Annotated in this window: 14 protein-coding genes; 3 read left to right on the forward strand and 11 right to left on the reverse strand. The window is 64.4% G+C overall.

Going from position 1 to position 15,123, the window contains the following annotated elements:
- Window position 1: 1 nt before the first annotated feature.
- On the reverse strand, window positions 2-1,225 hold the full coding sequence (locus BBF93_RS14925; protein ID WP_114106451.1) for a hypothetical protein: 1,224 nt from the start codon (window positions 1,223-1,225) through the stop codon (window positions 2-4).
- Entirely contained in the window at window positions 1,222-1,668 is a 447-nt protein-coding gene (locus tag BBF93_RS14930) for a hypothetical protein (protein ID WP_233349155.1), read from the reverse strand. The genes BBF93_RS14925 and BBF93_RS14930 overlap by 4 nt, the downstream gene beginning before the upstream one ends.
- A 267-nt stretch (window positions 1,669-1,935) precedes the next feature.
- On the opposite strand from BBF93_RS14930, the gene carB reads away from it, so the two are divergent.
- The 3 genes from carB to BBF93_RS14945 all read left to right on the forward strand — a co-directional run bounded on the left by carB (window position 1,936) and on the right by BBF93_RS14945 (window position 6,849).
- A complete protein-coding gene (carB, locus tag BBF93_RS14935) occupies window positions 1,936-5,214 on the forward strand; it encodes a carbamoyl-phosphate synthase large subunit (RefSeq protein WP_114106452.1) in 3,279 nt (1,092 codons plus the stop codon).
- 70 nt (window positions 5,215-5,284) lie between these two features.
- Window positions 5,285-5,758 carry a transcription elongation factor GreA gene (greA, locus tag BBF93_RS14940; protein ID WP_035598329.1) on the forward strand — a complete coding sequence of 158 codons (474 nt, stop codon included), beginning with the start codon at window positions 5,285-5,287 and terminating at the stop codon, window positions 5,756-5,758.
- Window positions 5,759-5,787: 29 nt separating this feature from the next.
- Window positions 5,788-6,849 carry a mitochondrial fission ELM1 family protein gene (locus BBF93_RS14945; RefSeq protein WP_114106453.1) on the forward strand — a complete coding sequence of 354 codons (1,062 nt, stop codon included), beginning with the start codon at window positions 5,788-5,790 and terminating at the stop codon, window positions 6,847-6,849.
- A gap of 11 nt (window positions 6,850-6,860) precedes the next feature.
- Here BBF93_RS14945 and BBF93_RS14950 read toward each other — a convergent pair whose 3' ends face one another.
- The 9 genes from BBF93_RS14950 to BBF93_RS14990 all read right to left on the reverse strand — a co-directional run bounded on the left by BBF93_RS14950 (window position 6,861) and on the right by BBF93_RS14990 (window position 15,105).
- Window positions 6,861-7,412 (reverse strand): chloramphenicol phosphotransferase CPT family protein, encoded by a 552-nt coding sequence (locus tag BBF93_RS14950; protein WP_114106454.1) that lies wholly within the window; start codon window positions 7,410-7,412, stop codon window positions 6,861-6,863.
- Window positions 7,412-8,596 carry a tRNA 2-thiouridine(34) synthase MnmA gene (gene mnmA / locus BBF93_RS14955; RefSeq protein WP_114106455.1) on the reverse strand — a complete coding sequence of 395 codons (1,185 nt, stop codon included), beginning with the start codon at window positions 8,594-8,596 and terminating at the stop codon, window positions 7,412-7,414. The genes BBF93_RS14950 and mnmA overlap by 1 nt, the downstream gene beginning before the upstream one ends.
- A gap of 86 nt (window positions 8,597-8,682) precedes the next feature.
- Entirely contained in the window at window positions 8,683-9,519 is an 837-nt protein-coding gene (locus BBF93_RS14960; protein ID WP_114106456.1) for a protein-glutamate O-methyltransferase CheR, read from the reverse strand.
- 69 nt (window positions 9,520-9,588) lie between these two features.
- On the reverse strand, window positions 9,589-9,954 hold the full coding sequence (locus tag BBF93_RS14965) for a response regulator (RefSeq protein WP_114106457.1): 366 nt from the start codon (window positions 9,952-9,954) through the stop codon (window positions 9,589-9,591).
- A gap of 87 nt (window positions 9,955-10,041) precedes the next feature.
- Window positions 10,042-10,689 (reverse strand): histidine phosphotransferase family protein, encoded by a 648-nt coding sequence (locus BBF93_RS14970; protein ID WP_035598348.1) that lies wholly within the window; start codon window positions 10,687-10,689, stop codon window positions 10,042-10,044.
- Window positions 10,690-10,788: 99 nt separating this feature from the next.
- Window positions 10,789-11,019 carry a hypothetical protein gene (locus tag BBF93_RS14975; protein WP_035598350.1) on the reverse strand — a complete coding sequence of 77 codons (231 nt, stop codon included), beginning with the start codon at window positions 11,017-11,019 and terminating at the stop codon, window positions 10,789-10,791.
- Window positions 11,020-11,154: 135 nt separating this feature from the next.
- Window positions 11,155-11,505 (reverse strand): YdbL family protein, encoded by a 351-nt coding sequence (locus BBF93_RS14980; protein ID WP_035598352.1) that lies wholly within the window; start codon window positions 11,503-11,505, stop codon window positions 11,155-11,157.
- 26 nt (window positions 11,506-11,531) lie between these two features.
- The gene (locus BBF93_RS14985; protein ID WP_035598353.1) at window positions 11,532-11,723 is read right to left on the reverse strand and encodes a YnbE family lipoprotein; all 192 of its coding nucleotides are present in this window, start codon (window positions 11,721-11,723) and stop codon (window positions 11,532-11,534) included.
- Between the two features lie 76 nt (window positions 11,724-11,799).
- Complete coding sequence (locus BBF93_RS14990) at window positions 11,800-15,105, reverse strand: YdbH domain-containing protein (protein ID WP_114106458.1); 3,306 nt, start codon at window positions 15,103-15,105, stop codon at window positions 11,800-11,802.
- Between the last annotated feature and the right edge of the window lie 18 nt (window positions 15,106-15,123).

Below are 15,123 nucleotides of genomic sequence, written 5' to 3' on the forward strand. Positions count from 1 at the left end.
CCTACTCCTCCGCTTTCTGGGGCCCATAAACCTTCTTCAGCATGTCAAACAGCCAGGGCGGCGGAAGATCGTAGCCATCCATCGTATGCGCGCGCGTCCGGCTTTCCTGCACATTGGTCAGGGCAAAGAGGATGGCGGCGCGCGTCTCGGCCTCCAGCCCGGCGGCGCGGCCTTCGGCCACGATGCCGGAAACGAAATTCGTATAGGCCGTGCCAGCCTCCGCGAGTGTTTTTGTGCCTGCCGCCATCTCGGCAACAAGACCGGCCCATGTATCGCTGAGGGTCCAGGCGAGGGTGAAGTTCACCTCATCGCCGCTCATGCGCTTACCCGCGAACCACTGATCCCGACGCAGGAGACCTGCCTGCGGATCAACCCCATGCTTGCGCAACTGGCTGTCGAGTTCGCCAGAGGTGATCTTCGACAACAGGATGCCGAACTGGCCGTGATTCATCTCGAAATAGGTGTCGCGCGCCGCACGCGCGGCAAGCAGCAAATCCCTGACCTGCGCCGGATCGGTGATCGCCCCTGTCCGCACAAGATTGGTGTAGGAATAAGCCAGAGCGCCGGCCGGGGTGTCGTTTTTACGGGTCTGATCCGTGCTGCACGACTTTGCTGCGGCCTCCAGGAAAGGCCGGAAAATCAGGTCTGCCTCTGTCTTCATGGCATAGGCGACGGTCTGGGAGTCCGAGGCGATCCAGCCATTGCAGGCCGGGGGCGCTTCGGCCGCGAGATAGGGATGCACCGTGCCCAGCTTTGCAATCTGCATGAGCGCGGTGATGATGGCTTTCCGGTTATCGGCCGCAGCGCTGTAGGTGAGGTTTCCCCTCTGCGCGCCGGCCTGGACCCCGAAACGGTCTTGCCGGTCTTCAGACGGCACGGCGATGTATTTGCTGGACCGGCCATAGGCGCGGATCAGGTAGTCCACCGCTGACTGGTTGACCTGGTTGTTGTTGCCCCGCACCAGAACATCATAGGCGCGCATATCCATCAGCGCGCCCATCATGTTCAGCCAGGGATGGTCCGGGCAGCGGGAGACCTGCCAGTCAATTTCCGTCAATGCCTGCTGAAACTGCTCGGCGGTATTGGTCTGCCTCAGGCTGGCTTCCAGCGCCTTGGGCAGATGCACCGTCTCGCAGGGGTCTGCTTCGGCCTGGGCCGCGCCGCCCATCAGAGGCGCGGCCAGCAGGCACAGAGCCGCGAGGCGGTATGCGACCGCCCCGATCATTCCACTTCCGACACGATGATGAATTGGGGCGCCTCAACAAAGCCCATGAATTCGCCCATCACGGCCTGGACGGTCTCACCGGCCATGTCCTCATGGGTGAAGCCATCAAGGTCCGGGATGGCGAAGGCTTCGATATAGGCGATGCCGGGGGCGCCCTCGCCGACGAGCAGGCGCTCGGCCCGGTAGGTGCGGAAGGACTGCACGCGGGCAAGGCTGCGCATGGCCGGCTGGTCAGTGACGCGCACCCATTCCTCGAACTGCTCGGGGCTGACGCCCTCTTTCAGCGTGTAGAGGATGAAGAGGTTGGTCGTAACCTCGGCCGGGGCTTGCCTGACGGCGTCCACCGTGCTGGCCGGGGCGTCTGCGGCGGGCGCGGGCGCCGGGGCATTGTCACAGGCGGCCAGAAGCAGGGCCAGGGCGGCGGCGGCGAACGTGGTTTTCATGGGTCTTCCCTCCTGAAGCAGTTGGCAGATGTCACCTGATCGGCGACCTGCGTTCCCCTTCCGGGCCCGTGCGGCGATAAGACCGGGCAGAAGCGGAACGAAACGCGCGTGATTCATCTGGATTTCCTCCGCTTCAGCCCGTAGCACCGCGCCAGACGCAGCGCTTCCCCCCGAAGAGGGGTATTGAGCGCACCTTGCGCCTTGCCCCCGCGCCCGACTCCCTGCTATCGGGCAGCCGTTTGACCGCCTGTGAGGAGACCACGACCCATGCCCAAGCGCACAGATATCTCCTCGATCCTCGTTATCGGCGCCGGCCCGATCATTATCGGCCAGGCCTGCGAGTTCGATTATTCCGGCGTTCAGGCCGTCAAAGCCCTGAAGGCGGAGGGGTACCGGGTGATCCTGGTGAACTCCAACCCCGCCACGATCATGACCGATCCGGAGCTGGCGGACGCAACCTATATCGAGCCGATCCTGCCCGAAGTGGTCGAAAAGATCATTGAGGCCGAGCGCCCGGACGCGCTGCTACCGACGATGGGCGGACAAACGGCGCTGAACTGCGCGCTGGACCTGCATTATGCCGGCATCCTCGAGAAATACGGCGTCGAACTGATCGGCGCGAAGGCCGAGGCCATCGAGATGGCCGAAGACCGCAAGCTGTTCCGCGAGGCGATGGACCGGCTGGGCCTGGAAAACCCGCGCGCAGCGATCATCGCCTCGCCAGAGCTGCCCGCCGAACCGGGCAAGCCCAAGCGCTATGACCGCCTGACAGGCCTGAAACAGGCGATGGACGCGCTGGAAACGGTCGGCCTGCCCGCGATCATCCGCCCGGCCTTCACCCTGGGCGGCACCGGCGGGGGCATTGCCTACAATGTGGAAGAGTATGAAGAGATCTGCCGCTCGGGCCTGGCCGCCTCGCCCAACGCCCAGATCCTGATCGACGAGAGCCTGCTCGGCTGGAAAGAGTATGAAATGGAAGTGGTCCGCGATACGGCGGACAACTGCATCATCATCTGCTCGATCGAGAATATCGACCCGATGGGCGTGCACACTGGCGACTCCATTACCGTGGCCCCTGCCCTGACGCTGACGGACAAGGAATATCAGGTGATGCGCAACGCCTCGATCGCGGTGCTGCGCGAGATTGGCGTGGAGACCGGTGGCTCCAACGTGCAGTTTGCGGTGAACCCCAAGGATGGGCGCCTCGTCGTGATCGAGATGAACCCGCGCGTGTCGCGCTCCTCGGCGCTGGCCTCCAAGGCGACGGGCTTCCCAATTGCCAAGGTCGCCGCCAAGCTGGCCGTTGGCTACACGCTGGACGAGCTGGACAATGACATCACGGGCGTGACGCCCGCCTCGTTCGAGCCGACGATTGATTATGTCGTCACCAAGATCCCGCGCTTTGCGTTTGAGAAATACAAGGGCGCCGAGCCTGTGCTGACCACGGCGATGAAATCCGTGGGCGAAGCAATGGCCATCGGCCGCAGCTTCCAGGAGAGCCTGCAGAAGGCGCTCTGCTCGCTGGAGACGGGGCTTTCGGGCCTCAATGAACTGCCCTTCGAAACCGAGAGCGCGCTGCGCCAGGCGCTCGGCATCCAGTCTCCCGACCGGCTGCGCGTGATTGCGCAGGCCTTCCGCATGGGGCTGAGCGTGGAAGACGTGCAGGCCGTCACCTCGTTTGACCCGTGGTTCCTGCGCCAGATCGAAGAGATCGTGAAGACCGAAGCCCTGATCGTGGCCAACGGCCTGCCGGGCACTGTTGCCAGCATGACCGAGATCAAGGCCATGGGCTTCTCCGACAAGCGCCTGGCGGAGCTGACCGGCAATACCGAAGACGGCGTGCGCGCCCATCGCCACGGCCTTGGCGTGCGCCCTGTCTATAAGCGGATTGATACGTGCGCGGCAGAGTTTGCAGCCAAGACGCCTTATCTCTACTCCACCTATGAGCACGCCCCATTCGGCCAGGCAGCCGCAGAATGTGAAGCCGGGCCCTCTTCGCGCAAGAAAGCGATCATCCTGGGCGGCGGGCCCAACCGCATCGGCCAGGGCATCGAGTTCGACTATTGCTGCTGCCATGCGGCCTTCGCCATGGAAGACCTTGGCATCGAGTCCATCATGGTCAACTGCAACCCGGAAACGGTGTCTACGGACTATGATACATCCGACCGCCTCTATTTCGAACCGCTGACCATCGAGCATGTGCTGGAGATCATCCATGTGGAACAGTCCGCCGGTGAACTCGCCGGCGTGATCGTGCAGTTCGGCGGGCAGACGCCGCTGAAACTGGCAGGCCCCCTCTTCCATGAGCAGGTACCGATCCTGGGCACCAGCCCGGAGTCCATCGATCTCGCCGAGGACCGCGAACAGTTTGCGGCCCTGCTCGACAAGCTGAACATCCAGCAGGCACCTTCCCGCACCGCGCGCAGCGTGGAAGAGGCCGAGGTGAAGGCCAACGAGATTGGCTATCCGGTGATGCTGCGGCCTTCCTTCGTGCTGGGCGGCCGGGCGATGGAAATTGCCCGCAATGATGAAGACCTGCGCAAGTTTGCCGCCGAGGCCTTGAAGGTTTCGGGCGACGCTTCCCTCTTCATCGACCGCTATCTGGCCGATGCCATCGAAGTGGATGTGGACGCGATCTGTGACGGCGTGACCGTGCATGTGGCCGGCATCATGGAGCATATTGAGGAAGCGGGCGTGCATTCGGGCGACTCTGCCTGCGCCCTGCCGCCCTTCACGCTTTCGGCTGACCTGCAGAAACGCCTGGCCGAGCAGGCCGCTCAGCTTGCCATGGCGCTCAACGTCCGGGGGCTGATCAACATCCAGTTCGCGGTCAAGGATAACGAGATCTATGTGCTGGAAGCCAACCCGCGCGCCAGCCGCACCGTGCCCTTCGTGGCCAAGGCTGTCGGCGCGCCGATTGCCGGCATTGCGGCGAAGGTGATGGCGGGCGAAGCGCTTTCCAGCTTTGACCTTTCCAACGCCCGCCCGCGCCGGATCGCGATCAAGGAAGCGGTGTTCCCGTTTGCCCGCTTCCCCGGCGTTGACCCGCAGCTTGGCCCGGAAATGCGCTCGACCGGGGAAGTGATGGGCTGGGATGATGATTTCGGCATGGCCTTCCTGAAGAGCCAGCTGGGCGGCGGCGTGCGCCTGCCCGAAGAAGGCACCGTGTTCATCTCCGTGCGCGACAGCGACAAGAAGGGCGCCGAAGAAGCCGCCCGCAGCCTCGCCCAGCTAGGCTTCACCATTCTGGCAACCAGCGGCACGGCCGACCATCTCGAATCGAAGGGCATTCCGGTCAAACGGGTCAACAAGGTGCTGGAAGGCCAGCCCCATATCGTGGACGCGATGATCAACGGAGACGTGCAGCTGGTGTTCAACACCACCGAAGGGGCCGCCTCGCTGTCGGACTCTGCGTCCATTCGCCGGACGGCGGTGGCCAGAAAAATTCCTTATTTTACAACGCTCGCAGCGTCTCTGGCAGCGGTCAAAGCCATTGCCAGCATGAAATCACAGGAAATCTCCGTACGCGCCTTGCAAAGCGCCTGAATGGCTCCCACTTGACGCCCTTGATTTTTGCGACAACGTTTTTTGCCGCTAAGAATGAGGGATACTCTCGATGGAACGCATTCCGATGACCGCTGAAGGCCATGCCGCGCTTCAGGCTGAACTGAAGGTGCTCAAATCCGTTGAGCGCCCGAGCATTATTGCGGCCATTTCCGAAGCCCGCTCGCATGGCGACCTGTCGGAGAACGCTGAATATCATGCCGCCAAGGAGAAGCAGAGCTTCATCGAAGGCCGCATCAGCGAGCTCGACGACAAGCTGGCCCGCGCCGATGTGATCGATGTGAGCAAGCTCAGCGGCGGCAAGGTGCGCTTTGGCGCCACGGTGACGATTGCCGATGTCGATACCGAGGAAGAGCAGACCTACAAGATCGTCGGTGAAGACGAGGCGGATGTGAAACAGGGCAAGATCTCTGTGACCTCCCCCATCGCCCGCGCCCTGATCGGCAAGGAAGAAGGCGACGAGGCCGAAGTGGCCGCGCCCGCTGGCGCCCGCGCCTATGAAGTGATCAAGGTCGTCTACAAGTAAGCCCAACTGCAGACAAAGGACCGGCCAGCATGGCCTCCCTCGGCCCATCGATCTGGGCGGTCTCTGATGGCCGCGCCGGCAATGCCGCGCAGGTGCGCGCGCTGACGGCGGCGCTGGGCGCGACCAGCCGCTGGATGAAGATTGCGCACATCGCCGGAGAGGCCCACCGGCAGGAACCGCTGGTGCTTACCCCCCGCGCGCCCTGGCGCTGGCTGCCGGCGGACCGGTGGCCCTCCCTCCTGCACGCCTTGCCGAAGGATCAGCGCGCGCTGCTGACCCCGCCCTGGCCGACAGTCTGGATTGCCGCCGGGCGGCGCTCGGCGCCGATGACGAAATATGCGCGCGCGGCGTCGGGCGGGAAAACCTTCACGGTACAGATCCTGGATCCTTATGTGGACCCGTCGAACTTCGACCTGCTGGTGGTACCCGAGCATGACGCGGTGAGCGGGCCGAATGTGGTGCGCACGGTGGGCTCGCCGGCTTACTTCTCGCCTGAGGCGCTGGAAGAAGCGGCGCAGGCCTTTGCCGACCTTGCCGATGAAACGCGCCGGTCTGCGATTGTGATCCTGGGCGGGGATTCGCGGGTGCACACCTTCACCAACGCCGCCGCTGACCGGCTGGAAGGCCAGATGCGCGCGCTGGCGGCCGATGGCTGGCGCCTGCGGCTGACGAGTTCGCGGCGCACGCCGGTACCGGTTGCCGCGCGCTTCCGCCAGATGGCGGGCGATATCGGCGCCGCTTTCTGGGCCGGGCCGCAGGACGGGCCCAACCCCTATCTGGCCTGGCTGCTGTTTTCCAATGCGGCCATCGTGACCGAGGACAGCTCCAACATGCTGTCGGAGGCCGCCTGGCATGGCCTGCCGGTGCATATCGCGCGGCTGGAAGGGCGCGCTGACAAGTTCGACCGGCTGCATGACAGCCTGATCCAGCGCGGCGTGGCCCGCTGGTTTGGCGGCCAGCTTGATCAGTGGTCGTACGAACCGCTGCGGGAGGCCGACCGCGTGGCCGATCTCATCGTGGAGAAGCTGCTGGAGCGCTACCCGCCGCCGAGCTTTTCAGGCAGCGTGAAGGCGCCGGACTGGCTCAGCTGAGCCACTGGAACCTAGAGTTCAAACCTTTTTGCAATGACCTCTGCGGCCTGTGCGGGCGTGGCTTCAGTGGTGTCGACCTCAAGATCATATCGCGCATTTACATGCACTCTGGCGTGCTGCCAGCGCGCCTGGCCCAGGTCCCGGTCTCCCCGCGCCCGCTCCCTTGCCTCACAGGCCTCAAGCGAGGCGTACACCCCCACAAAATGAACCGTATGCTCACGGAGGAGCGCTTCGTAGGCCTGCTGCTCACTCCCCTGCAGCCAGACATCGTCCACGACAAGATCCAGCCCCGCATCGGCAAGGGCTTTGACTGACCGGCGCATACCGTCTAGCAATTGCTGGCAGAAAGCCCCTGTTTCAATGGCGATCTCCGGCGGATCAGCGCCCTCGACAGGCCGGAACACAAACGCATCGGGATGATTATTCAACCGGCGCGGCTGCATGCCAAGGAAAGCGTCCATCTGCACATGCAGCAAATTCCTTGTGGCAGCCTGCTGCAAAGCGCGGGCAAGCGACGACTTGCCCGCGCTGCTGGTGCCGTTGAGGACAACGATCGCCGGCATCAGGCCGCCGCCACGCGCGCGTCGGCCGGCAGGGGCCGGGCGATGAAGCCGCCGCCGAGGATGCGCGTGCCGCCATCTGGATCATAAAGCACAGCCGCCTGGCCGCGCGCGACGCCTTCTTCGGGCGCGTCGAAAAACACCGCCGGGGCGCCGTCTTCATAGCCGAGCCAGCCGGGCACGGGCGGACGGGTGGACCGCACACGGATCAGCACGCGCGCGCCTTTGGTGGCGGCTTCCTCGAGGCTGCCCTGCCCCAGCCAGTTGAGTTCTTCCAGCAGCAGGCCGCGCGTCATCAGCGCTTCGCGCGGGCCAACGATGACCCGGCGGTTCGGCGCGTCGATCTTCACCACGAACAGCGGATCGCCGGTGGCAACGCCAAGGCCCCGGCGCTGGCCGATGGTGTAATGGATGACGCCGTCATGATTGCCGAGGATGCGGCCATCCAGATGCACGATCTCGCCGCCGCGGCCCGAACCGGGGCGCAGCTTCTCGACGACTTTCGCGTAGGAACCATCGGGCACGAAGCAGATGTCCTGGCTGTCGGGCTTGGCGGCGACCTGCAGGCCGAATTTCTCGGCCAGCTCGCGAACTTCGCTCTTCGGAAGACCGCCCAGCGGGAAGCGCAGGAAATCGAGCTGTTCGCGCGTGGTGGCGAACAGGAAGTAGGACTGGTCGCGGCTGGCATCATGGGCGCGGTGAAGCTCCGGCCCATCGGGGCCATCCGTGCGGCGGATATAATGGCCGGTGGCGAGGCAATCGGCGCCCAGCTCCTTCGCGGTGGCGAGGAGGTCAGCGAACTTGACCGTCTGATTGCAGCGGATGCAGGGGATGGGCGTGGAGCCCGACAGGTACGTGTCGGCAAAATCCTCCATCACCTGCTCGCGGAAGCGGGATTCGTAATCGAGCACATAATGGGGAATGCCGATGGCATCGGACACGTTGCGCGCGTCGTGAATGTCCTGGCCCGCGCAGCAGGCGCCCTTCTTCTCGATGGCTGCGCCATGATCGTAAAGCTGCAGCGTGATGCCGATCACGTCATAGCCTTCGGCTTTCAGCATCGCGGCCACAACGGAGCTGTCGACGCCGCCGGACATGGCCGCCACAACGCGGGTTTCATGGGGGGGCCTGGTAAAGCCAAGCGAATTGACGCGGCCAGCGGGCCACGCAGCGGTATCGGTCGTCATCTCTCACTCCCACCGGGGTCAAGGCCCGGAGCAGCTGGTTGGTTGGTGGGGGATATAACGGTTCCGGCGCGGAAATGCGAGAGGCTTCAGGCCGCTGCCCGGTTCGCCGTGCCTGCCGCCACCCAGCCCTGGCGGATGTCGCGGGCGGGTTCGAGGCTTTCGGTGAGGCCCTGGAAGGTTTCCCCTTCCCCGAGAATGATGACGGCGCCGGGCGCCATCTGGGCCACCAGGACTTCGGCGACGCGCATCCGCGCGGCCTTGGACATGCCCGAGAGGACATGACGGCAGAAGATCAGGTCGAACTTGCCGAGGCCCGAGGCGGTTTCCATGAGGTTGTGCTGGCGGAAGCTGACACGGGAACGGATCGTCTCGTTTGCCTGCCAGTCTCCACTGTCCATCCGGTTGAAGTGTTTCATCAGCCGGAAGATCGAGAGGCCGCGCTGGGCCTCATAGTGGTTATAGACGCCGAGGCGGGCCTTTTCGGTCGAATATTTGCAGTAATCGGTCGAGAGGATCTCGATCTTGGCGCTGCGCAGGCTGGAACCGGGCTCGTCCTCCAGCAGCATGGCGAGGGAGTAGGCCTCCTGGCCGGAGCTGCCCCCGGCGCACCAGACGCGCAGGCGGCCGGACTGGGTGGCATCCAGACGCTCAGGCAGGATGGTGTTGATCACCGTATCGAAGACGGATCGTTCCCGGAAAAACCAGGTGTCATGCGTCAGCAGGGCCGAGGCGACTTCATTGCGGAACACCGCATTCTGGCGGGATTCCAGGCAATGGACGAGATCGGCCAGCGTGCCGAAGCCTTCGCGGCGGGCCAGCGGGGCCAGGCGCGCTTCCATGAGATAGGCGCGTGACGGCGGGATCGCCTGACCCGTGGCCTTCAAGGCCAGGTCTGCGAGCACGTTGAACACCGTCTCCTGCATATCCTGCTCCGCCACGAGGCGCGGGCGCCCCAAAGGTTACCGTTAGGCCGCTTTTTCTTAAGAAAGGCTTCAGATCAGCCCAACTTCAGCGAATTTGCTCTCCAGGATGTCCGCATCAAATGGCTTCATGATGAATTCATCCGCGCCGGAGCGCAGGGCTTCATTGATGTGTTCGGGATCATTTTCAATCGAACAGAACACAATGCGCGGCACCTTGCCGCCCTCTTCCCGGCGAAGCGCCCGCAGGAAGTCGATGCCATTCATGGTGGGCATGTTCCAGTCCAGCAGGATCGCGTCCGGCATGGATTCCCGGCACATTTTCAGCGCCTCGGCGCCATCCCCAGCCTCGGTGACCGAGAAACCGAGATCCCGGACGATACGGGAGGCCACTTTGCGGACAACGCGGGAATCGTCGACGATGAGGCAGGTGCGCATGGGCGGCGGGGCTCCGGATGGGCGGGAATGCGGCTAACCGGCCACATGCCTGCCTGAAGCGGGTTAACAAATCCTGACCGGGCGGGATCAGCCCTGAGGTTTGAGGCCGGTGGCCATGAACACGACGGTGCCATCGGCCATCTGGCGGGCATGCAGGGTGCCGCCCAGGCTGTCGCAGGTGAGCTTGGCGAACAGGGGCTGGATATTCTCCGGGCGCCAGCCATGGTCTGGCTCATCGCCCTTGAGGGCCTTCACCACATCTTCCTTGAGCTTGAGCCGGTCGCCCTTGCAGGTCAGTGTCAGCGTCTTCTGGCCGTTATCCTCGCGGACATTCACATGGATGATCCCGCCGCGCACGGTGGCGGTGAGGCAGACCATGACGAGGTTCATGATCAGCCGGGCTTCGGCAAAGCTGAGCTCGGGCGCGCCCAGATCCCAGTCGATGCTGGGCTTCTGGAAGCGGAGATAGTCGTCGGTCAGCTTCTTGAACTGATGAACATCTGCGGTGCCGGCCTGAAGGCCCATCGAACCGAAGGCGTAGCGCAGGAACTGCAGCGTTGCGGTCACCCCATGAGCACCCTCGCGGAGCATCCGTTCGGACTGCTCCTTTTCCTCGGCGCTGCCGGGGCTGTCGAGCATTTCCAGCGAGAGCGACATCGTGGCTGCAGGAGAGACGATGTCGTGACAGAGCCGCGCGGAGAGGAACGCGGCAAATCGCGCATGATCGAGGTTCATTGGTTCAGCCCGTGTGTTGTCAGCATGTGCTGCAGGATCAGGTGAGCCGCCGGGACTGTCAACAAATGAGCGATGACACTCCGATAACAGCCCAAAGGCTCAGGTGCTGGGGCCATCAATATCATCGTGACCATGGCGGGCGCTGTGGAATGTCAGCAGGAACAGACCCATCGAGAGCGCCAGGGTGAACACGCCGCCCAGAATGAAGGCAAACCAGCCATGGCCGCTGATGCCGATTCCCATTCCCTGCCAGAAAATGGCCAGGCCCCAGAGCAGGGCGCCCAGGGCGACAAAAGCGGCGGCAATCCAGAAGATCAGGCGGAGCGACATGGGGTCATAACCAGGACAGGTCCGGATAGTTCCGGACAATTTTGGACATTTCCGGACACCGGATGGACAGCCTGGCGCCCGAAAAGGCAAGCCCCGGACGGCTTTCGCCATCCGGGGCCATGCTGTTGCCGAAGCTTACTTCCGTTTCCAGGAACCGGACTCGTCCATGTAGAACTCACCCGGCTGGACGCGCTCGGCGAGCTGCTTCTCGCCGGCGATGCGGGCGACCTGCTGAACGGTTGTGCCGGTTTCAGCCGCCGTCCTCTCATAGAGGGCGCGGCGGCGGTTGTTGATGTCCTGCACCTTGCGGACGATTTCAGCGTCAGCCGAGCCGACCACGCCGAGATAGCCGTCGATACGCTCGCCGATGACGCCGGTTGACCGGGCGGTCTGGATCTGCGGGTCGCCTTGCGCGAAGGCCTGGCTGGCCGTGATGCCACCGAACACCAGAACAAGGCCGAGGATCAGAGTACGAAGAATGGTCATGTGTATCTCCCCAGGGGACCTGGCTATCAGAACAGGTCAGGGTTGTTCGCGATCAGGTCGGACACTTCACGGTCCAGCTTGATGCGCACTTCCTGCGTGATGTTGACGTTAAGGTCGATCTTGATGGGCTTGTCCGACGGCTCGAGCTTCACGACGTGCGTGCAGGCCGACAGGGCGATGGCCCCTGCCGCGGCAAGTATGACTGGCTGGAACCTCATAAGGCGAAAACTCCTCATATTGCAGGCGGACAATGACATGCCCGTTCTTAACGTCAATCGACGCAGCTGTTGCCTGTCATTCAGGTGGCGGCTGGCCGCCCTCTTCCAGGCCGGTGGCAATGTCGATCAGCGTGCTGGCATTGGCTGACTGGAGACCCTGCTCGATCAGCTGGGTGAGCGGCAGGTTGAAGTTCATGGAAAACTCGAAGGCCTGGCCGGGCGGCATGGTGATGGCCCCGCCCACAGGTACAGAGCGGATATTGCGCCCGGCCAGAATGATGCCTGCCTGCATCTGGTCTGCCAGATCTCCCGACAGGCTGACTTCCAGTACATAGAATTCAAGATCCCGCAGCGCATTGAAGGCCATGGCCGCGGTGGGATCGTTCTCGGCGGCGGCATTCACCGCCCCGCCGGTATAGGAGAGGCGCCCGCCCTCATCGGCCCGCAGGCGCGCGTCACGCACAAAGACGGAGGTAGGCGTGAACTCGATCGGGAAGGACCCGCTGACCGTGCCTTCGGCGGCCGTGTCGGGCAGTTTCAGCACTTCGATCAGCTGGGTGAGGTTGATCCGGCTGGCGGTGACCTCGACACGCTGGTCTGCGCCTTCGCTAAGCGACCAGTCAAGCGGGGCAAGCGCCAGCTCTCCCCCGGCGAAGGGGAAGGACACCTCGTCCAGATGCAGGGTCTTGCCCTCTTCCAGATTGAACAGGACCCGGCCATTGGAGAAAGGAATGCCGGGATTGACGCTGCTGATGGTGATTTCCTGCTGCGGCGCCGTGGTGAGCTTCATCACATCGGTGAAGCGGACATTGCCGGCGATGCCGCTGACCCTGCCAAGACGGGTGGTCTGGAAGCCGAAATTGCTGAGCGTGAGATCCGCCGTGCCCTGAATATCTCCGCCATTGATGGTGAAGGCCGCGTCGCCGTGGAACTCGCCTTCAGCGGCGGTGAAGAGACCGACGAGGCGGCGGGAGATCATCGACGGCTGAATGCCGCCGGGGAAGAAGACCAGCCGCTCCGAATTGATGGCAGCGGTGCCTTCCAGATCGAAGATGTTGAGGTCAGCCCGGGCTTCGGCGATCTGCGTGCCGGACATTTCCAGCCGCAGGGGGCCGGAGGCCACCAGGCGCTGGCCTTCGATGCGGCCGGCAAAATCCCCCAGCACAGGCTCATAGATCGGGTCTTCCAGCGTGTCGGCGATCCGGACGCTGCTGGCCGAGACATCGCCCGACAGACCGCCAGGGGCGCTGGTGCCTTCAAAGCCGAAATGCGCCGCCGAGACATTCGCCGGGATCATGCCGCCGCCAAACTGGGTCTGGCCAAGACCTGCCAGGATGCGCACCGGCCCGGAGCCGGTGGCGAGGCGGATTTCCGGCGCGCCGCTGTCTATCGTGAGCGTGTTCTCGCCCAGTGTCAGCGGCATACTGAGCGTATCGGCGCCGACAATCATCTGAAAGCCGTTTGAGAGCGTCCAGTTCACCTTGGCGCTGCGCAGGGCGAGTGTGCCCTCGCCTCCGGAAAACTGCATCGGGACATCGACATTGCCGAGGCTGGCAGCGCCGCTGAGCGGGGTGCCCTGGCGGATGAACCGTCCGTCTACGGGGCAAATATTGAAAGCGGCGCGCGGAATGGTGATGCCGCCGGTGACGATGCCATCAGAGGTGACGGCGAGGCATGGCTTGCCATCGGACTGAACGCGCAGGCCGGCTGCATCCTGCACGGCGCTGAGCCCGCCGGCGAGGCGCGTGCGCTGGAGCGTGACGCCTTCCAGCTCTCCGGTGAGGGTAAATTCCCCCTGCCCGCGCGCCTGGTAGCCGCCCGCTTCTGCGGTATAGTCAAAAGCGCTGAAATCTGCCGCGATGGTGCGGCCGCCCGCCGACCAGGGGGCGAGGTTCAGCGAGGCGCCTTCGAGGCTGAGCGAGGTCTGGCTGAGCCGCGTGGTGCCGAGGTCTGCCGCCATGCGGGGCATACCTCCGCCGGAAAGGCGCAGGCTGCCGCTCATCAGCACGTCCCCGCCCTGCACGCGCAGCCAGCTGCCGCCATCGGGGCCATCCGCCTCCAGACGAAGCCCGGAAGCCGCCGCCAGCGCGGAAGGCCCATCCGCAGCCACGCGCAGATCGCCGTCCCGCAGGGTGGCGCGCAGGCCGAAGGCGGTGTCGAAATCCTTCGAGGCGCGCGTCAATGCGCCGGAGAGGGCCGCGCCATGCGCCTCCAGAACGCCCGGCAGCTTGAGGGCATTGGTGACCGGGGCGAGCGTTTCTGCCGTCAGCGCGGTGCCGTTAAGCTGGACGCCACCGGTGAAATCGACGCGGCGGTCAGCCGAGCGGGCCAGATCGCCGGCGAGGCGCCATTCGGTGGCCGTGCCGGGCGGGCCAGCGAGATTGCTGGCCTCCAGCGAGACCGGGCCCTGGAAGGCGCCGCTGCTGCCTTCAAGCTCGGTATTGAAAGCGCTTTCGCCGACCGACCAGCCGGAGGCTTCTGCCCGGTCGAACTCGACCTGCGCAACGGCAAGGGTGAGCGGGTCGAGGATACTGCCGGCGGACATATCCGGGAGGACGTCAAACTCCGCCCGGCCGCGCGTGCGCAGACCGCTGAGGCTTGCCTCAGGCGAGGCCCCCTGCGCCAGGCGGGCGGACCATTCAAACGAAGTGGCGCCGTCGCCGCTGAGCGGGAAACTCGTTTCTGCCGCAAGGCTGAAACCGGAAGCGGTATAGCCGCCAGCCTGCGCCGAATCTGACGCCAGACGCAGCTCGCCGGTGACCTCGCCGCCGGTGATCCGGGCTTTCAGCAGCGCTTCGCCCAGCACCATCCGCGCGTCACCCAGCGCCAGACGTGCCGGATCAAGCGCCAGGGAGGCGGTGGCATTCTCCGGAAAGCTGCCGGAGACGTTCAGCGTGGCAGCCGCCGCGCCAAAGGGTGTCTGAAGGTAAATGCGGGCGTCGCGGATATCGATGGGGGGCGCGGCGGCGCCGCCCTCACCGGAGGGCGCGGCCAGACGTTCCAGCCCATAAAATTTCAATCCTGTGGCATCCAGAGTGCCCCGCATTTGGAGGCCGGTGATCGAAATTCCATCAATCCGGGGGGTAAACAGCTTCGGCCAGGAAAGGCGCGCAACGATCTCCTCGGCTTCTGCCGGCACGTCCGGACCCGACGCGATGCGCACGCCTGTCAGGGTGGCGCCGCCAAGGCCGATACGGGTAAAACGGGCGTCGCAGATCAGATCCCGCTCGGCGCACCAGACGTCAAGCGCTTGTTCTGCAAGGGGTTTTCGCAGCATCCAGACAAGGCCGGTGGAGGCTACGATGAGGATGGCAGAGCCATAGAGCAGCCGTCTCGGCCAGACATGCTGGCGAGGTGACGCCTCCCCTGAGAGGCGCTTCATTTCTGAAGAGTCGACAGG

Origin of the sequence: Hyphomonas sp. CACIAM 19H1 (assembly GCF_003325995.1) — a bacterium.
Classification (GTDB): domain Bacteria; phylum Pseudomonadota; class Alphaproteobacteria; order Caulobacterales; family Hyphomonadaceae; genus Hyphomonas; species Hyphomonas polymorpha.